Annotated in this window: 16 protein-coding genes; 2 read left to right on the forward strand and 14 right to left on the reverse strand. The window is 55.6% G+C overall.

Features of this window, described 5'->3' with window-relative positions:
- Positions 1–10: 10 nt before the first annotated feature.
- From IEX77_RS01390 to IEX77_RS01435, 10 genes are all read right to left on the reverse strand, one after another.
- Positions 11–1,267 carry an alkaline phosphatase family protein gene (locus IEX77_RS01390; RefSeq protein ID WP_229770764.1) on the reverse strand — a complete coding sequence of 419 codons (1,257 nt, stop codon included), beginning with the start codon at positions 1,265–1,267 and terminating at the stop codon, positions 11–13.
- Positions 1,268–1,777: 510 nt separating this feature from the next.
- Complete coding sequence (locus tag IEX77_RS01395) at positions 1,778–3,139, reverse strand: dihydroorotase (protein ID WP_188807374.1); 1,362 nt, start codon at positions 3,137–3,139, stop codon at positions 1,778–1,780.
- A 17-nt stretch (positions 3,140–3,156) separates the two neighbouring features.
- Complete coding sequence (locus tag IEX77_RS01400) at positions 3,157–3,849, reverse strand: CPBP family intramembrane glutamic endopeptidase (RefSeq protein ID WP_188807375.1); 693 nt, start codon at positions 3,847–3,849, stop codon at positions 3,157–3,159.
- Positions 3,846–4,775, reverse strand: coding sequence for a helix-turn-helix transcriptional regulator (locus IEX77_RS01405; RefSeq protein WP_188807376.1), 930 nt, complete (start codon positions 4,773–4,775; stop codon positions 3,846–3,848). The genes IEX77_RS01400 and IEX77_RS01405 overlap by 4 nt, the downstream gene beginning before the upstream one ends.
- A gap of 48 nt (positions 4,776–4,823) precedes the next feature.
- Positions 4,824–5,366, reverse strand: coding sequence for a ribosome maturation factor RimM (locus IEX77_RS01410; protein WP_188807377.1), 543 nt, complete (start codon positions 5,364–5,366; stop codon positions 4,824–4,826).
- A 3-nt stretch (positions 5,367–5,369) separates the two neighbouring features.
- A complete protein-coding gene (gene murA / locus IEX77_RS01415) occupies positions 5,370–6,680 on the reverse strand; it encodes a UDP-N-acetylglucosamine 1-carboxyvinyltransferase (RefSeq protein ID WP_188807378.1) in 1,311 nt (436 codons plus the stop codon).
- 28 nt (positions 6,681–6,708) lie between these two features.
- On the reverse strand, positions 6,709–7,317 hold the full coding sequence (locus IEX77_RS01420) for a DUF4290 domain-containing protein (RefSeq protein WP_188807379.1): 609 nt from the start codon (positions 7,315–7,317) through the stop codon (positions 6,709–6,711).
- 13 nt (positions 7,318–7,330) lie between these two features.
- The gene (locus IEX77_RS01425; protein WP_188807380.1) at positions 7,331–8,677 is read right to left on the reverse strand and encodes a glucose-6-phosphate isomerase; all 1,347 of its coding nucleotides are present in this window, start codon (positions 8,675–8,677) and stop codon (positions 7,331–7,333) included.
- Between the two features lie 269 nt (positions 8,678–8,946).
- Positions 8,947–10,626 carry an AMP-binding protein gene (locus IEX77_RS01430; RefSeq protein WP_188807381.1) on the reverse strand — a complete coding sequence of 560 codons (1,680 nt, stop codon included), beginning with the start codon at positions 10,624–10,626 and terminating at the stop codon, positions 8,947–8,949.
- A gap of 189 nt (positions 10,627–10,815) precedes the next feature.
- On the reverse strand, positions 10,816–12,282 hold the full coding sequence (locus IEX77_RS01435) for a DUF3078 domain-containing protein (RefSeq protein WP_229770765.1): 1,467 nt from the start codon (positions 12,280–12,282) through the stop codon (positions 10,816–10,818).
- Between the two features lie 575 nt (positions 12,283–12,857).
- Between IEX77_RS01435 and IEX77_RS01440 the strand changes: the two genes are divergently transcribed.
- Positions 12,858–13,385: a gamma carbonic anhydrase family protein gene (locus IEX77_RS01440; RefSeq protein WP_188807383.1), complete on the forward strand. Its 528-nt coding sequence runs from the start codon at positions 12,858–12,860 to the stop codon at positions 13,383–13,385.
- Positions 13,386–13,420: 35 nt separating this feature from the next.
- Positions 13,421–14,839, forward strand: coding sequence for a C1 family peptidase (locus tag IEX77_RS01445; protein ID WP_188807384.1), 1,419 nt, complete (start codon positions 13,421–13,423; stop codon positions 14,837–14,839).
- An 87-nt stretch (positions 14,840–14,926) separates the two neighbouring features.
- Here the strand turns inward: IEX77_RS01445 and IEX77_RS01450 are convergent, their stop codons facing one another.
- Genes IEX77_RS01450 through IEX77_RS01465 form a run of 4 tightly spaced genes read right to left on the reverse strand, consistent with a single transcriptional unit; the run spans position 14,927 to position 19,102 of the window.
- Positions 14,927–16,222, reverse strand: coding sequence for a 3-phosphoshikimate 1-carboxyvinyltransferase (locus IEX77_RS01450; protein WP_188807385.1), 1,296 nt, complete (start codon positions 16,220–16,222; stop codon positions 14,927–14,929).
- Positions 16,219–16,719 carry a free L-methionine (R)-S-oxide reductase MsrC gene (gene msrC / locus IEX77_RS01455; RefSeq protein ID WP_188807386.1) on the reverse strand — a complete coding sequence of 167 codons (501 nt, stop codon included), beginning with the start codon at positions 16,717–16,719 and terminating at the stop codon, positions 16,219–16,221. The genes IEX77_RS01450 and msrC overlap by 4 nt, the downstream gene beginning before the upstream one ends.
- Before the next feature lie 34 nt (positions 16,720–16,753).
- Complete coding sequence (locus IEX77_RS01460; RefSeq protein ID WP_188807387.1) at positions 16,754–17,950, reverse strand: sensor histidine kinase; 1,197 nt, start codon at positions 17,948–17,950, stop codon at positions 16,754–16,756.
- Between the two features lie 21 nt (positions 17,951–17,971).
- Complete coding sequence (locus tag IEX77_RS01465; protein ID WP_188807388.1) at positions 17,972–19,102, reverse strand: DUF2891 domain-containing protein; 1,131 nt, start codon at positions 19,100–19,102, stop codon at positions 17,972–17,974.
- Positions 19,103–19,111: the final 9 nt, after the last annotated feature.

Consider the following 19,111-nt stretch of genomic DNA (forward strand, 5'->3'; position numbering starts at 1 on the left):
GGAGTAGCGGCTACTTCTTCTTGAGGAGTGAAGAGGCGAGAACTTCGTCTGCGTCGTGCGTGCCAGGCTGGAGGCCGAGGATACGGCAGACGAGGGGGTAGAGGGTGATATTGGGGATGGGCTTGGAGACCTTGCGACCAGGCTGGAAGTCTGGACCGACAGCCTTGAAGATGGCGTACATCTCAGGATTCTTATTGTCGAAGCCATGTCCAGCATGGAGGAAGTCCTTGGGGATGCCTTGAGGACGGAAGAAGATTTGCGTGCCGAGGTCTGCGATGAGTACCAGCTCACCGATGCGGGGGCTGCTACCGAAGTGTAGGCGAGCGGGTAGCTCACTCTTACGGTATACCGATATGTGGGGCACCTTCTTCAGGATCTTATATGCCGTCTCGGTATAGCCCTTCTTGGGGTAGAGGTGAGTGAAGGGCCCCGTAGCGACATGCTCAAAGCTATCAATAGGGAGGTAGTCTGCGAGATTGACCGCCTTGCTGCGGTCGAAGGACTGCATCCCATGGTCTGAGACGAGGATGAAGTCTACCTGCTGATGGATGGGAAGCTTAGCGAGTCCCTTGCGGAAGTAGCCGATGACTGAGTCCATTTTCTCTACCATGCGAAGGGTCTTAGGAGACTCAGGACCGTTGTGGTGGCCTGTATGGTCGGGCTCTTCGATATACCACATGACCAGATGTGGACGCTCTGCCGCAGGGAGATTCAGCCAACTAAGTACCGAGTCAGCACGATCTGTGTAGGGTACTTTGTCATTGAACTTCTTCCAACGGTCGGGGTGGTGTCCCCCGACGGGTGTCTCACTACCTACCCAGAAGAAGCTGGCAGACTTCACACCGTGGCGACGCGCTACATTCCACAGTGGCTCGCCCTTGTAGAAGGCGGGATCTGCTACGGCCTTGCGGTCGCCGAGGCGATAGCGTGCACCACGCTCATCCCAGAACTCATTGCCGACGAGTCCATGATTATTGGGATAAAGCCCCGTAGCCATCGAGTAGTGGTTGGGGAAGGTCAGCGTGGGGTAGGAGGGGCGGAAGCGACCAGCAAGCCCCTCACGATCCATCGCATCGAGGTTGGGGGTAGCGCAACGCCCTTGGTAGTCGGGGCGGAAGCCATCAAGTGAGAGGATGACCACGTAGCGGTCTTGGCGTGGGGTAGGCTGGCTGAGAGTAGCGGTATGTTGTCTGGTCGTACCGCAGCCAGTGATGGCTGTGGCGGTAAGAGCCGTGGCGCAGAGGAGCGTACAGAGACTCGACTTCATCGGAGTGGGTAGATCTATTTCGTAAGCGTGAAAAATGCTCCCTGTCGACCGAAGTGGAGGGCAAGGAGACCTATCGTTGTCTTTACTACAAAGTTAATGAAAAAGCCCCTTTGTGCGATGCCTCTTCGTTACGTGAGTGTCGTGATTAAATATCAGGAGGAGTCTCCTCCTATTTCTCTCGGTTATAGGGTCGTGATCCCCCTAGGCGGGGCAGTCGCTTCATGTGACTTTGGAGGGGCTGTATAGGGTCCTGGAATATAGTCTATTAGAGTGGAGGAATATGAAGAAGTACTGGTCACTAAGTGGACCAGTACTGGTCGGTGATATGTACCAGTACTGGTTCGATTGCTGACCAGTACTGCTCACTTCGTCGACCAGTACTGGTTGATATTCCTCTTTCAATCGTTTTTCTCTCAGTGTAGGTTAGGATCCATACGTGTAGCCCCTTCCCCGAAGGCTGATGGCACTTCGGAGAAGGGGCTACACATGTGCTAAAGAGGAGGTGTCGGGCTATGGACGTGAGTAGAGTAGTGGAGCTACCGATGGGCGTACCTCGCTGAGTGCTCCTGCGCGATACGCACAGTCTCCATTGATATAGGTAGCCTCGATGCGGTGACCGAAGGTGTGACCTTCGAAGGGTGACCAACCGCAGAGGGAGATGATGCTCTCAGTCTTGACGGGTGTCTTGCCCTCGGGATCGATGAGGACGAGGTCTGCATAGTAGCCTTCGCGCAGGTAGCCGCGCTTCTCTACGGCAAAGAGTTCGGCAGGGCGGTGGGCCATTTTCTCCACGACCAGCTCCTTCGTGAATACGCCTTCGCGAGCCATATCAAGCATGGAGATGAGTGCATACTGCGTGAGCGGGCCACCACTTGCTGCGGTGAGGCAGTTGCCTTCCTTCTCAGAGAGGAGGTGTGGGGCGTGGTCGGTAGCTACGATGTCGATGAGTCCCGAGCGAACGGCTGCACGAAGCGCTTCACGATCTCGGAGGGTCTTGACAGCCGGATTCCACTTGATGTGGTTGCCTAAGCGGTCGTAGTCGGCATCGGTGAAGATGAGGTGGTGCACACAGACCTCGGCTGTGATCTTCTTCTCAGCAAGTGGGAGGTCATTGCGGAAGAGGGAGAGCTCATGCTCCGTCGAGACGTGGAGGATGTGCAGGCGGCTATCAAGGCGTGTCGCCAGCTCGACGGCTTCACTCGAGGAGCGATAGCATGCCTCTTCGCTGCGGATGAGAGGGTGGTAGTGTACATCGAGCTTCTCTTCGCCTACGGTGGCGAGGTAGTGCTCGCGGTTAGCACGGATGATCTCTTCCTTCTCGCAGTGCGTGGCGATGATGAGGTCGGTCTCAGAGAAGATACGCTCAAGGGTCTTCTTATCATCGACAAGCATATTACCCGTCGATGAGCCGAGGAAAAGCTTGAGTCCAGGGGTACGACGTGCATCAATTCGCTGGATCTCATCGGCATTATCATTACTCCCCCCGAAGAAGAAGGAGTAGTTGGCCCACGAGGTCTCGGCGGCACGCTGCATCTTCCATTCCCAGGCCTCGAGGCTGGTTGTAGGAGGCTTGGTATTGGGCATCTCCATGAAGGAGGTCGTGCCACCAGCGACAGCGGCACGGCTCTCACTCTCTATCGTAGCTTTGTGCGTGAGCCCAGGCTCGCGGAAGTGCACCTGATCATCGATGCAGCCTGGTAGGAGCCAGAGGCCTTCTGCTGGGATTACTTCATCGACTTCACTGAGGAGGCCTTCGGGGAAGCTGTTCTCTCCCTCGTATATGCGCTCGATGAGAGCCCCCGAGGTCAAGAGAGAAGCAGTGAAGGAGCGGCCTTCGTTGATGAGAGTAGCGTTGCGGAAGAGTCGTTTCATTGTAGTATTCTGTGAGATTAAAGGATGGAGAGGAGAGCTAATATATTGTTGAGAAAGTGGAGGAGTATCGGGAGACGGAGGTTGCGTGAGTCCGCTGCGAGGTAGCCGAGCATCATCCCTAAGAGCATGCGACTGGGAAAGCCCACGATAGCTCCATGGAAGAGGGCGAAGATCCCTGCTGAGAGGAAGATCGGAAGCCAGCGCTTGTGCGGGAGGACACGCTGTAGTGTGCCCTGGAGAAGGCCTCGGAAGAAGAACTCTTCGGTGATGGCTGGGACAACTGCCATCGTGAGGAAGAGTAGGGGGCGAGAACCTTCTCCACTGCTGAGAAGCTGTAGTAGCCGTGCCTCGACAGCATCCTGTACAGGGTAGCCAAGCTTCTGCGCAAGGACTATAATCCCCATATAGAGGAGCTGAGCAAGAAGAAGGACAAGGAGAGAGAGCCCGAGGATGAGGAAGCTATGCTTAGGCTTTCGGTACTTGGCTGGTAGCGGTTGGGAGATCCTGCTCCAAGCAGCTTTCCCCGAGGGAAGGAAGAAGGTAGGAAGCAAAAAGATGCACAGCGAGATCACAGTATTCGTGATCAGCTGTGCATCTACTGATGGGGTCGGGAGGAGTGTCCCCCCGAGAAGCATGAGTCCAGGAGTGAAGAGACCTAATGAGATGAGTATCCATGCAGCGAGTGCCGCAAGCTCGGTCTGTGGCTTCATTCCTCGAGGTCTTCGGCTGTATCGTCTTGCTGTAAACCTTGTCCTCGGCGAATCTTCAGCGGGGAGAGGCCGAACATACGACGGCAGAACGCTGACAGGTAGCCAGGTGAGGAGAAGTAATAGCGCTCAGAGATCTCCGTCAGTGATAGGTTGCTATCGACCAGATCCTTGTACACATGGCGGGCGCGCTGCTGGAGAAGCCACTTCAGTGGAGAGACACCGAATTCATCATCGAACATACGAGTCAGCGTCGCAGGGGGTACGCCGAGCTTGCTGGCGAGATCCTCCACATTGCGACACGAGAGGTGATGCTTGAAGACCTGACAGCTGAAGCCTGAGCGCTTGCAGTGGAAGCCTCGAAGGAATTCCTCTTGGACGCGGCGAGCATAGTTCATACGTAGCAGGAGGAAGAGCTCCTGAAGCTTTACGTCAAAGAGGCGCAGGTCAGAGAGGGAGTATTGTAAGTACTCTATGATGGCACATGTCCAGAGATCAATACCATGGGACATAGGGAGTACCGTGAGATCCTTCCCCTTATGCGAATCGGGGAGCTGGAAGCTCTTCTTCTTTGGACGCTCTGGGCACTGACGAGCACAGAGATGTACGCTGGGGAGGAAGTGGAAGGTAATGCATGAAGTCTCTCCCTCGGCCACGATATTGAGGAGGGTACCCATCGGGACGAAGATTATGCTCTTCGCTGCGAAGTGCTGAGACTCCTGCTCTCCATTCATGTAGGTAGTGATCTTCCCTGAGAGGAGGAAGATGAGGTAATAGTCGCCCTGACTCTTCAGATAGAGGTGCTCTCCATCGGCTAATTGCTTGTGCTGCGGGATGGAGATGAGGGCTGCTGACTGGTGCTTGAAGACCGAGTTGCCAGTGAATAAAGGCTCTTCGTCAAACCGAGGAGAGGCTACTTTCGGACGCATAAAATAATGGGTTGCAAAGGGTGCAAGGTAATGGATGCAGGGCTGATATTATAGCTCAAGTAGTCCTGCGGGGATATGTAGGTAGAGGCGGTGCCCCTGGAGGTCAAGGCGCTCAATGAGCTCCTCGGAGATAGGGAGGATAAGCTCCTCGCCAGCAGTCGTCTCGACTCGCAGTAGAGTATTGATTGTCGATTCGTCGATCTCTACAGCACGCCCTACACAGCTTTGTGTAGAGGCATCGTAGAGGTCAAAGCCGACAAAGTGCTGGAGGTCGAAGAAGTCCTCGACATCTTCCTCACCAGAGAGGTAGTCACGATCCAGCCAAACGGGACGTCCTGTGAGGGCGTCTGCTTCGTCCTTCGTCGTGATACCAGAGAAGGTGATGAGGTCAATATCCTCCCCTTTGGTGCGACGCTTTAGCACACGGTAGGGGATGAGTAGACCTTGCTCCTCCAGCATTAAAAAGGGTGAGGTGTCAGCTCCCTCCCATAGACCTGAGAGGTCTACGTAGAGCTTGGCTGACACTTCACCTTGCGTACCATGGGCACGGCCCAAGGTACCTATATGCTCGAAGTCTTCCTTACGCAGCATCGTTTAGAGGCGGGAGATACGTGCTCCAAGAGCATTCAGGCGGGCTGCGATGTCTTGATAGCCACGGTCGATCTGCTCAATATTATTGATCGTGCTGGTACCCTCTGCACTCATCGCTGCGATGAGCAGGGCGATACCTGCGCGGATGTCAGGAGAGGTCATCTTCGTAGCGCGTAGCTGGTGCGACTGACCGAGACCGATGACGACGGCACGGTGGGGGTCACAGAGCATGATCTGAGCACCCATATCAATGAGCTTGTCTACGAAGAAGAGTCGGCTCTCGAACATCTTCTGATGGATGAGTACGCTACCCTTAGCCTGGGTGGCTGTGACGAGGAAGACGCTCAGAAGGTCTGGCGTCAGCCCAGGCCATGGAGCATCTGCTATGGTCAAGATAGAGCCGTCCATGAAGGTGTCGATCTCGTAGCCGTTGGGGTGGCGGGGGATGAAGAGGTCATCACCCTGCTCCTCGATCGTGATACCCAGACGGCGGAAGGCCTGTGGGATAATGCCGAGGTCGGGGATGCTGACGTTGGTGATGCGCAGCTCCGAGTTCGTCATAGCTGCCATACCGATGAAGCTCCCGATCTCGATCATGTCGGGGAGCATGGTATGCTCTGCGCCATGGAGCTCCTTCACGCCCTGGATCGTGAGGCGGTTGGAGCCGATACCTTCGATCTGTGCACCCATACGCACCAGGAGCTTGGAGAGCTGCTGGAGGTAAGGCTCGCATGCTGCGTTGTAGATCGTCGTCGACCCTTCGGCAAGAGCTGCTGCCATGAGGATGTTCGCCGTACCCGTGACGGAGGCTTCATCGAGGAGCATGTACTTCCCCTGAAGCTTCTTAGCCTCGAGGATGTAGCTCTTCTTGTCGGAGTCGTAGACGCAGCTTGCACCGAGCTCCTGGAAGCCGATGAGGTGTGTGTCCAGACGGCGACGGCCGATCTTGTCGCCCCCAGGCTTGGGGAAGATAGCATAGCCAAAGCGCCCAAGCAGAGCCCCTGCCATGAGGATGGATCCGCGCAGTGCTCGTGAGCGACTGAGGAACTCCTCACTGTGTAGATAGTCGATGTTGACTTCGTCAGCCTGGAAGGTGTAGCTACCCTCGTCATTGAGGCGCGTCACCTTCACGCCGATGTGGCGCAGTAGGTCGATGAGGTTGTTTACATCGAGGATGTTGGGGATGTTGTGGATCGTCACGACCTCAGGGGTGAGGAGGACAGCGGAGATGATCTGGAGCGCTTCGTTCTTTGCGCCTTGGGGGCGGATGCTACCCTGCAGGGAATAGCCGCCTTCAATTACGTAGGATGCCATGTAGTAGTGAGTGGTACCGGAGCTTGAATTATTTCTTCTTGGCCTTCTTGCTGTTGAGAGGCTTCTGGAGCTTACCTGGTTTGTCTATTGTGTTAGGATTGATGTTGAGCTTGCAGTTCTCAGGGGTGAGGAGGATCTGACCATCGGAGAGCTCGAAGAGGTCCTTGAAGATCTTGATATCCTCGACGTTCCCTTGGTTCCACGTCATATAGTCGCGCTTCATCTGCAGTGCGATGAAGTACTCCGCAGCAGCACGCTCGGGTCCCATCTCCATAGCGCATACACGTTGGATCATGCCTTCGATGAAGTGACCATAGTAGCGGTACTTGATGAAGTGGCCTGGGTACTCAGGCTTTTGCGTCTCGTGCTGGATCGCCTCCTTGGTGATGGTCCCCTCGGGGTAGTCGACATCGAGCTCAAAGTCGGACATAATAGCGAGGTGATCCCAGTAGATGGTCTCCTTGTCAATGCCAGCACCCTTCTCGGGTACGATGGCCTCCATGGAGCGTATGATACTGCGGGCACAAGCATTCCGCTCCTCACGATCCGTGATCGTCTTGCAGTGGGCTACCATATTTTGGATATGGCGGCCGTACTCGGGGAGAATGATGGTGGGCAGTTGATTGTTATATTCCATGTAGTGTGGAGTATTACTTCAGACGAGCCTTGATCGCCTCGGTCTCAGCCTCGAAGCCGGGCTTCTCGAGCAGGGCAAACATATTCTTCTTGTAGGCTTCGACACCAGGCTGGTTGAAGGGATTGACCTCAAGCATGTAGCCACTGATACCGACGGCCTTCTCAAAGAAGTAGAAGAGCTGCCCGATGTAGTAAGCATCCAGCTTGGGGAGTACGATGCGGATGTTGGGGACACCACCATCGATGTGTGCGACGCGTACGCCGAGCTCAGCCATTTTATTGACCTCATCGACGCGCTTGCCAGTGAGATAGTTCAGACCATCGAGGTTGGCTTCGTCTGACTCGATGCGCAGGGTGGTATCGGGCTCAGCGATGCTGACGATCGTCTCGAAGATAGAGCGCTCGCCTTCCTGGATCCACTGACCCATGGAGTGCAGGTCGGCAGAGAAGTCTACCGAGGCATTGAATATACCCTTGTGATCCTTCCCTTCGCTCTCACCATAGAGCTGCTTCCACCACTCACCGATATAGTGAAGACGTGGGTGGAAGTTGCCGAGGATCTCGATCTTCTTGCCTGCCTGATAGAGGCTGTTGCGAGCTGCAGCGTAGAGTGCGGAGGGATTCTCTGCGAAGGGGACGGACTCATCGACAAGTGTCTTCATCTCGCGAGCACCACGGACGAGCTCACGGATATCGAAGCCAGCTACGGCGATGGGGAGCAGACCGACGGGGGTCAGTACAGAGAAACGACCACCGATGTCATTGGGGATGATGAAGGTCTTATAGCCCTCCTTGTCTGCGAGAGTGCGCAGGGCGCCACGCGCCTTGTCGGTGACGGCAATGATGCGCTCGCGAGCTTCTTCGCGTCCTACCTGCTCTTCGAGGAGTGACTTGAGGATGCGGAAGGCGATAGCGGGCTCAGTCGTCGTACCGCTCTTGGAGATATTGATCAGACCGAAGCGTTTGTCACGGAGGAAGGCTACGAGCTCACTGAGGTAGTCCTCACCGATGTTGTGCCCAGCGAAGATCACCTGAGGAGCGGTGTGCTTCGTCTGATAGGCTTCGAAGGATGGGGTGAGTGCTTCGATGACAGCGCGTGCACCGAGGTAGCTCCCACCGATGCCGATGCTCACGACATAGTCGCAGCGCTCTTGCAGTCCACGGGCAGCCTCTTCGATGGATGAGAGTTGCTCTTCGCTGATCTCACAGGGAAGGTTGATCCACCCTAAGAAGTCATTACCCAGCCCTGTGCCAGCGTGGAGCTGCTGTTGGTACTCGTTACTCTTTTCTTCCCATGCTTGGACACTCAGGGGGGTGACAGCGGTGTAGATCCCGGAGAGATCTAATGTAAGCGTCTTCATTGTCTCTATACTTAATTCTATGTATTCACAATTTTGTGTATCGCTGAGGCCTACTTGATGTAAGCTCGCGATGTCTCCTTCTCGTTGGGCCCATGACCTAAGTGGCGGGGACAATATGGATTTATGCAAAGATATTAAAAAGCCACTAAATTATACAGTTGCGTGGTCTATTTCCTGCATGAAAGAAGCACCTCCCATGCTCAGTCCTTAGACCAAGTATGGGAGGTGCGATTATCTCGCCTCCGAGGCGGGAGCGGTGGATGTCGCTCCTACTTATATAGGTAGCGGCGAATGCTCTGCTTGGGAGTCTTCTCGAAGGGTTCGGTACGCAGCTCGAAGCGCTGGATCTTCTCGTAGCTACCGACCTGCTCGTTGAGAGCAGCGCGCTGGCTCTGGATAGCCTCCCATGCTTCGTCCAGCGTGATACCGGCCTGCTCGATGAGCTGCATGTTGGGGACGATGAGTGCCTCCAGCTTCCCCTCGCGCATCAGTACGAGGCTTTCCTGCACGTAGGGGAGCATCCCTATCTTAGCCTCCAGCTCTTCGGGGTAGATATTCTGCCCGTTGCTGCCGAGTAGCATGGCCTTGGAACGACCACGGATATAGAGGAAGTGGTCGCTATCCATCGTACCGAGGTCACCCGTGCGCATCCATCCATCTTCGGTGAAGAGTGCTGCCGTCTGCTCGGGGTTCTTATAGTAGCCCATGCAGACATTCTCCCCACGCACCTGGATCTCTCCGATCTCTCCGATCTCGGAGGCGGTGGCAGAGGGTGTCTGCTCATCATTGAGAGGGGCGATACGCGCCTCCATATAGGGCTCCAGTACGCGACCGCAGGAGCGGAGACGCCAATGCTCAGCTTCAATGAAGGAGATGAGTGGTGCACACTCTGTCATGCCATAGCCTACGGTAATGGGGAAGCCAATGCGCTTGAGGAATTCGCCTACCTCGGGATTGAGAGCTGCCCCCCCGACGATCACCTGACGGAATGCCCCGCCAAGGCCTTCGGAGAGCTGCTCGCGGATCTTGCGATAGACCACATTGCGCAGGATGGGCAGGGAGAGCATGAAGCGTACCTTGCGGCTCTTGAGGATGGGCTGAAGCGTATTTTGGTAGATCTTCTCCAGAACAAGAGGTACAGATATGATGACCGTAGGGCGCACCTTCTTGAAGGCTACGCCGAGGATCTTGGGCGAAGGGATCTTACCCAGCACGACGACATGGGTACCCGAAGCCATCGCGAGGAAGAGGTTGATCATACAGCTATAGACATGTGCCATCGGGAGGAAGCACAGTAGGGTCTCTTTCGCACGGATGATATTTCGCTCAATGCAGAAGGCGAGGTTCCCTGCGAAGTTATTGCCCGAGAGCATGACCCCCTTGCTGAAGCCCGTCGTACCGGAGGTGTAGTTCAGCACGAGAAGCTCTTCATTCGGGGTATGATAGTAGCTGATATCCTCGGGACGCATACCTGTGGGGTACTGTGCCTTGTGGTTGGCCTTGGCATCGGCGAACTGCTGTACAGCTTCGGGCGTGCCGTGGAGGATATGTCCCTCTTGGAAGTCCAGGATCGTAGATACTAAGGGGATGCCCTCTGGGCGCATGTTGCTCCACAGATTGGTATTGATCGCTAAGAGCTTCGACTCGGAGTGGTCGATGATCTGCATCGCATCAGCAGGAGGGAAGTCCTGCAAGATGGGTACGATCACCGCTCCATAGGTGATGACGGCTATGAAGAAGATCGCCCATTCGGCAGAGTCCTTGCCCATGAGAGCGACCTTGTCGCCACGCTGTAGCCCTTGGAGTCGGAAGAATTGGTGCCACTCGTCTATGGCTGCGGTCATCTGTCCGTAGGTATAGGTCTGTCCTTCGTAGTTGGACATCGCGGGCAGATCCCAGTGTTTCTTAAAGCTATCTTCGAAGAAGGATATTAAGTTCTTTGCTATCATTTCTTGAGTGGGGTGAGTCCCCATGTTCCGGTAAACCTTTGGGCAAAGGTACGGCTTTTTGCTTAGACCTGCACACTTCTTCTGATTGTGAGCATGTATAAGAGAGTAGCCCTCCCCATCACTGCTAAGCAGGGTGATGGGGAGGGCTACTTGGTATAGGGTGGAGGAAGTCTTGCTGAGGACTCCAGCTCAGAGGCGGTAGTTGAAGCCGAAGCTCAGGAGCTCGTTGTACTGGAGATGCTTATTCCAGCCTGGTGCAGGACGCACGGCGTCGTCGTAGCGGAGGTTGAGATTGAGGCGCGTGGAGAAGAAGCGCGTCAGTGCCATATCCAGCGTGTTCTCCCACTCGGCTTCGACCTGCTGGTAGGAGGTGTTGAAGTAGAAGTGCGAGGTCCAGGTGAGGTTCATGTTCACGCGCCACTGCCAGTCCGCACGGATCGTGGAGCCGATGCGCTGATACCAGAGCTTGTCGGGGCTCAGACCGTGACGGCCTAAGTCGATGTGGCTATCCTTCGTTGCACGGAAGGTGTAGGATAGCGGAGCGACGTTGATCGAAAGGTTGAAGGAGCGACCGTAGACTCTCGTTGACTTCATCGAGTAGTCGTACTTCATCCCGAGCCCCACGTTGATCGTGTACGGAGCGAGGAAGTCGGACTGCAGGCTGTGCTTATTCTCCAGATAGGAGTGGAGGAGCTGTGTGCGGAGCTCAGCGTCGATGGTATAGTACATCTTGTTCCAAGCCTTCAGACCGTAGTTGGAGTGCAGGCGTAGGAGGTCATCTGCGATGCGGTAGCGATGCACGCTATCCTTCTCGGCGCTGTAGACGTTCAGCTTGCTCTCTATCTCGTTGGTCCACTGGACACGCTCGGTGACGTAGCGTAGCCCCAAGTAAGTCCTCATAAAGAGGTTGAGGTTGGAGGCGCCGCCCTTGTACCAGTTGTCCGAGACATGATTCTGTGAGAACTGTATGCTACTCTCCAGTGCGGGGATCCAGTGGCGCTGCTGCAGGACCGACAGGTTGAGATCCTGGGGTAGCTGTAAGCCCACCGTGGGGATCTCTCCGGTGTAATTAGAGAGGGCTCGCTCTGTAGACTCAAAGCTGGGACGTGTCAGCGCAAGGGTCTTGGGCTTGGCTCTGAACTCTCGTCCACCGATACCGTCTCCCGAAGGCAGGATATGCGCGAGCATACGCTGGCGGAGTCCGTAGCTGTAGCTATTGAGTCCCGAGAGGTCGATAGGAAGGTGCTCTAAGGTCGGGCCTGATGTCGGGGGGAGGAAGCTCAGCTCGGGGGCTGAAAGCTCAAGGCCAGTGCCCGAGACGGGAGAGAAGTCGAGCAGGCTCTTCGTCGCCTTCTTCCTTAGAGTGGGGCTGATGAAGGGGAGGGTAGACTGGTAGGGGTTGGTCCCTCCAGCCTGATAGTACTGCAGGAGCTGCTGAGAGAGACTGGGGGCTACGGCGAGAAGCTCCAGGAGGAGAGGCGAAGAGACGGGAGTAGGGGTATAGTAGTCCGTCCCTTGAGCCACGAGGCTGTCCAGGGCGAAGGCTTGGAGGGCGACCTCGTCGGTCGTAGGCTGTACCTGCTGTGCTGCCAGTCGGGGAGCCGCGAGGCTCATACTACCGAGGGTGAGGAGGAGTACGTGTCGTCGTATAAGCATTGTCTTCGTAGCATTGTCGCTCTTCATCGAGCGCTACAAAGGTAGTATAAGACGGGGTAATATCGCTATGCGCGCGTGTCCAAGGTGTTTAAGCCGAGGCGAATTGAGGGGAAGGACTTGGCAGGGTCTAAGGAAAGGGGGCTGCTTTCGTTGGACTTTGCCCTTGCAAGGAGCGGAGAATAGGCTTCTTTTATTACGGGGGGAGGCCCTGCTTCTTCTCAGATAAAACCGTATTACTTCTCAGAAAAACTTCGGATTCGTCTCGGATAAAGTTGCCAAGCCATCGAAGAAAACCTTCGCCTTCGCCCGACGGCTTATGCGCCGTCGGCCGTCGGCCAGCTGTGTTTCGCTCGACGGCGAGTGAGACGTCGAGCGACGGCGTGACTTTTTCTCAGTGCTTTCCTGATTTTTCGCAAGATACATTTGAAGTATATCTATTGCCGCGAGCAACTTTTCTTCAGATGCTACGGCTGCCAACCGCTATGCCTTCGCCCCTCAACGAACCGAACTGTCGGCCTGGCCTTTGCCCCAGGGATTCATTATCTTTGCGTAGCTAAGCAATAACAATAAGCATCATGGCATTCATACAGACTGTACGAGGCATCGCGCCTCAGATCGGTGAGGACTGCTTCCTCGCTGTCAACGCTACCATCGTCGGAGATGTCGTCCTCGGGAAGGGCTGCAGTATCTGGTTCAACTCCGTCCTCCGCGGTGACGTCAATTCCATCCACATCGGCAACAACGTCAATATCCAGGACGGCTCCGTCCTACACACCCTCTATCAGAAGTCCACCATCGAGATCGGCGACAATGTCTCTGTCGGGCACAATGTCACGCTCCACGGCTGCCATATCCGTGACTATGCCCTCATCGGCATGGGATCCGTCGTGATGGATGATGTCGTCGTCGGCGAAGGAGCTATCGTAGCTGCGGGCTCGGTCGTCCTATCCAAGACCATCATCGAGCCCTACACCCTCTGGGCTGGTGTACCTGCCAAGTTCGTCAAGAAGGTCTCCCCCGAGCAGGGGCGTGAGCTGAATGAGCGTATCGCCAACAATTACCAGATGTACGCCTCGTGGTTCGACAAGGAAGAGAACCCCTAACCTCGCATACTTCATATATAATTATAATAAGACCTATGAAATCAGTCCTAACGACTTCATTAGCGCTTATCCTGAGCTTCGGGGCCTCTACGGCTGTGCTTCATGCCCAGAGCTCCAAGGACGGTGCTATCACCCCCAAGCTCCTCGAGGAGCTTCGTCAGAGTGAGCCTAAGTCCTCTACCGAGAAGGCACTCCACAACGCCATCGCCGTACAAGGGATGCAGGACTTCTTCATCAACAATCAGCGCCCACGCTCGATCGAAGACAAGTTCTCCATCGAGGTACAGAGCTCCGGCATCACCGACCAGAAGCAAAGTGGACGCTGCTGGCTCTTCACGGGGCTCAATGTCCTCCGTGCTCAGCTGATGACTCGCGAGAAGTCAGGTACCTTCTTCTTCTCGCAGAACTACTCCTTCTTCTGGGACCAGCTGGAGAAGTCCAACCTCTTCCTCGAAGGGATCATCGAGACGCGCAAGCTCCCTATCAACGATGCGAAGGTAGAGTGGCTCTTCAAGAACCCCATCAATGACGGTGGCCAGTTCACGGGGATCTCCGACAACCTCTATAAGTATGGTGTCGTACCCGCTGAGATCATGCCCGAGACCGCCTCGAGTAGCAATACCAAGCTGCTGGGCAAGATGCTTGCACGCACGCTTCGTCAGACGGGGATCCAGCTGCGTAAGGCTTCCGAGAAGGGCGAATCACTCGCTCAGCTTCGCAAGCGCAAGGAGGAAGGTCTGAAGAAGGTCTATCGTCTGCTGAGCCTCAACCTCGGTGTGCCTCCGACTTCCTTCACCTATACGCTGAAGGATAAGGACGGCAAGGTGATCTCTACCGAGACCTATACGCCTCAGTCCTTCTATGAGCGCTTCGTCGGTGCTGACCTCCGTGGCCAATTCGTCATGCTGATGAATGACCCCTCTCGTCCTTACTACAAGGTCTATGAGATCGAGTACGACCGCCACGCTTATGATGGGAAGAACTGGACATATGTGAACCTTCCCATGGATGAGATCAAACAGATGGCTATCGCTTCGCTCAAGGACAATACGATGATGTACTACTCCTGCGACGTCGGCCGTGAGCTGGATCGCTCGCAGGGTATTGCTGCTCTTGATAACTACGATTACGCTTCGCTCCTCGGCTATCCCTTCGATATGGATAAGGCTGAGCGCATCCAGACCTTCGATAGTGGCTCGACGCATGCCATGACCCTCAAAGCCGTAGACCTCGATGCTTCGGGTAAGCCTGTGAAGTGGAAGGTCGAGAATAGCTGGGGTGAGAAAACGGGTGTCAAGGGTCATATCATCATGACCGATGCGTGGTTCGATGCCTATACCTTCCGTCTTGTAGTGAACAAGAAGTACGCTACGCAGAAGGTGCTTGACCTCTTGAAGACGAAGCCCGTGCAGCTCCCCGCTTGGGACCCCATGTTCGCTCCTGATGCTCCCTAAGCTCTCGTATGGACATAATATATAAAGCAGCGCCCCCTTAGCCACGAGCTGAGGGGGCGCTGCTTTGTTTGTCCTTGCCTACCTCCTCTATTCGCTCTGCTGTATGATGCAGGGGGCGACTTCCTGCCAGAAGCAGGGGAAGCTCTTGGCTACCACCTCGGGCTCTTGCATCCGAAGCTTAGGGACGCGAAGCGCAAGTAGTGCGAGTGCCATGGCTATGCGATGGTCGCCATGTGGTGAGAGTGTGTTTGGCGAGCCGTGAGCTGTGAGCGGTGTCTTGCCGTCCCAGCTAAGGCTATCGGGGCCAAGGGTGAGCTTGACCCCGAGCTTCGCTAGCTCGTCAGTAAGCGCTTGGAGGCGGTCGGACTCCTTGATACGAAGATGAGCTACTCCCGAGAGCGTGAAGGCTTCACCTCGGCCGACGAGTGCTGCGACGACGGCAGGGACGAGATCGGGGCAGTCACTCATGTGTGCTGTGAAGTGCGCGCGCTTAGCTTCCTCTGCGTTATGGGTGATGCATATCCCTGCTTCGGTCTTCTCGGTATGAACACCCAGCTGCTCAAAGAGCTGTACAAGATAGGCCGCATCACCTTGCAGGGAGGGGAGTGCGAGTCCCGAGAGCTCGATGGTAGAGCCTATGGGCAAGAGGCTGAGGAGTGCATAGGCATAGGATGCTGCACTCCAGTCGGCTTCGTAGCCTCGATCAAGAGGCGATGTACCACGGCTATCCTCTTCCACCTTCCCCCGATAGGCGAAGAGACCGCTGGGAGCTTCCTCCCAAATGAAGCCTTGCTCTCGGAGCTGGGCTATGGTCATCAGCGCATAGGGGCGAGAGGCAAGGCCATAGCGCCGTGTGTCGACCTCGAAGCCTGTGGGAAGCGTTGGCGCAAGAAGTAGGAGGGCACTCAGATACTGAGAGCTGGAAGAAGCATCCAGCACACAGCCCTGCCAAGCGAAGGTGCTGGGCTCGATGAGTAGCGGGGGATAGCCTTCATAGTTTAGGTAGGTGATCTTCGCACCTTGGCTGCGTAGCGCCTCTACGAGCGGAGCGATCGGTCGCTCGTGCTGGCGCCCCGTCCCCGATAGCCTCACGTGGCGCTGGGTGGTGACCGCAAGATAAGCGCAGACGAAGCGCATTGCCGTGCCTGACTCTGAGACATTGATCTCCTCCGCTCCCTCTTGGTAAGTACGGAGCGCAGCGTGAAGAGCTAAGATATCCAGTGGAGTACCTTCGGCAAAGTCGAAGTGTGGGAGCTTGCCACGAAGCGCGTCAAGTAGGAGGGCTCTCGCCCAAAGGCTCTTCGATGATGGTAGTGTCCAGCGAAGGTGTAGGGGGGCTGCTGGATCTCGGTAGGAGCGTGTGAGGGATGAAGTGGACTTCACTGCTTCACCTTGGAGAATAGGGGAGCGAGGAGCAGAGCGATCTGCTCAAGGGCGGGGCGATCTACTTCCTCCGAGAAGTCCGAGAGCTGATCACTATCGATATCCAAGACGCCCACGATCTCTCCTGCGGTATCTCTCAGCGGTACGACGATCTCGGAGCGTGATGCAGAGGAGCAGGCGATATGCCCAGGGAAGGCATCTACATCGGGGACGACAAGCGTCTTTCCCGTCAACCAACTTGTGCCGCAGACCCCTCGACCTCGTGCGATACGTGTGCAAGCAATATCTCCTTGGAACGGCCCAAGCACCAGCTCATCTCCCTCCACTAAGTAGAAGCCTACCCAGAAGAAGTCGAAGGCCTGGCGCAGTGCTGCCGCCGCGTTGGCAAGATTAGCGATGAGATTGGTCTCCCGACACGTGAGGCTTTGTAGCTGGGGATAGAGCTCTTGGTAGCGCTCTTCTCGAGAGCTTGCTTGGAGGTGGAGTTGCTCTGCCATCGTTGCTTCGTAATAATGGTGTCAGGGGTAGTGGCTACTCCATCTCGCGACGGAGCTCGATACGGAAGGTCGTGCCTACTCCCAGCTCAGAGTGCTTGACATAGATGTGCCCGCGGTGATAATCCTCGACGATACGGCGTGCCAGAGAGAGACCGAGCCCCCACCCACGCTGACGAGTCGTCACCCCAGGGCGGAAGATATTGCGGTGCATCCCTCTGGGGATGCCTCTACCCGTGTCGGTGACATCAATGTAGACCCACTGATCTTTGAGTATGTACTGGAGTGTGATCTTCCCCTTACCCTCCATAGCATCGACGGCGTTCTTGATGAGATTCTCGAAGACCCATGCCATGAGCGGCTCACTGAGCTTCACGACGATAGCTTCGTCCTGTGATGTAGGAGGGATGAGCTCTACCTGAGGAGAGATACGTGGCTGCATGTAGTGGATGGCACGCAAGACGACCTCTTGTAGGTCAGCCGACTTGAGGTTGGGAGACGAACCGATCTTCTGAAAGCGGTCAGCGATGATACCGAGGCGCTCGATATCCTTCTCCATTTCGTTGGTGACCATCTCTTCGGTCCCCGTGCTCTCAAGGTACTGCTTCCATGCCATGAGCGACGAGGTAGGAGTACCCAGCTGATGCGCTGTCTCACGAGCCAGTCCCTCCCAGATGCGGTTCTGGTCTGACTTTTTCAAGCTAACGAGAGCCACGATAGCGACACCAAGGAAGAGGAAGAAGACAGCGAGCTGAATGTAGGGGAAGATGTGTAGCTGCTGGAGGACCTTACTATCGGAATAGTAGAGGTAGAGCGGATCGGTAAGCCCCTCCATGACGATAGGAGGGTAGCCTGTGCGGAAGGCCGCCAGCTTCTGATAGAGGAATTTCTCCGTATCCTCCTTCGGTAGCTCAATATTATTGTAGCTGATGATGCGCCCCTCCTTGTCCGTGATGATGGTCGGGATAGAAGGGTTGGACTCGAGGATACGCGAGAGGTAGATGAGGGTGGTATTGATATCGTTCGTCGTGGTGGCCTGGGTAGCATTGGCCCAGATCTCCATATTCAGACGCTCAGCCTCTGCCATACGTGTGACCAAGCGGTCTGATGCCCAGAGGGAGACGATGATGAAGATGATCGATGCGATGATCATCCCCGTGCGGACGTTGCTGTGTCTATTGAGCCATGCGCCTCCGCCGTGGGCCCACTGCTCTCCTATCTTACTGATGCGCATAGGTAGGGCGTATCCTTGAGCTTAGTGCTTGATCTTATTGGCCTTCATCACCTCCTCTGCGTAGCGGGCAAAAGTCGCCAGCCAGTGGTCACCACCATAGTCAGAGCGGAAGATCTGATCCATCCCATGGGCATACATCTGAGCTGATGTACGAGCGAAGCGTGCTTTGAGCGGATGCCCCTGGGGCAGGTAGCCAGAGATGCGAGCCATCGTCCAAGCACGAGTATATGCAAGACCTACCAGATGCACGATGGTGTAGTCAGTGAGGTCGCTGACGACGGGCTTCTCGCAGAGGCGGTTGATGCCCTGTGGAGTGAAGTAAGTCGAGAGCCAGCGTACATACTCTCGCTGGGGGAGTACACGCGTCATCAGGTCTGCTACCATCAGCGTAGGGGAGAAGAAGTCAGTAGCATTAGGCTCCCATTCGGCTGGTGCCTTCTTGTCGCTGAGGTGGAGCTGACGCGCTTTGGCGATGAGGGTCTGCTCGAACTCCTTGTCGCCACGAGCACGGGCAAAGTCAATAGCAAAGGCGAGTGCAAAGGCGGAGTTGGAGTGTGTGCCGATGCGGTTGGGGTAGGTCATCTTGGGCAGGTAGGCCTTCCACTTTGCGACGATCTTATCCGAGAGGATATCGACATGAGTAGCCCAGCCCTTAGCCTTCTCTTGCAGAGCCTTATCTGTACTATGCTCAGCGAGGTGATGTAGCTGTTCGCTGAGCTTTATAAGCCATGCCCAGCCATAGGTACGCTCATAGTTGCCCGAGAGCTTACGGTCAAAGTAAGCAGCTTCTCCACGCATCTTCTCCTCAGTGAAGTGCTCATCAAAGGCTGCGATGATCTCGTCTCGAGCAGAGATATCGGGATAAGTCGATAGGATCTCGGCGAGCATCCAATGGCTATGTACGGAGCTGTGCCAGTCGAAGGAGCCGTAGAAAGCTGGGTGCAGGTCACGTGGAGTGAGGCGTGCATCGAGGCTGTCGAGGATATTGTGACTCGTCTTATTGGGATACTCCACGAAGATATTCTTCAGGGGCATCTTGATGAGGCGGAGTAGCTGGTCCTCGGGAGCCTGCTGTGCCGTGCTTAGGGCGGGAAGGGCACAAGCCGTGAGGAATACAAGCAGAGATCGCTTGCAAGCCTTGTGGAGCTGCATAGTATATGG

The organism is Porphyromonas pasteri (genome assembly GCF_014647755.1).
Lineage (GTDB): Bacteria > Bacteroidota > Bacteroidia > Bacteroidales > Porphyromonadaceae > Porphyromonas > Porphyromonas pasteri.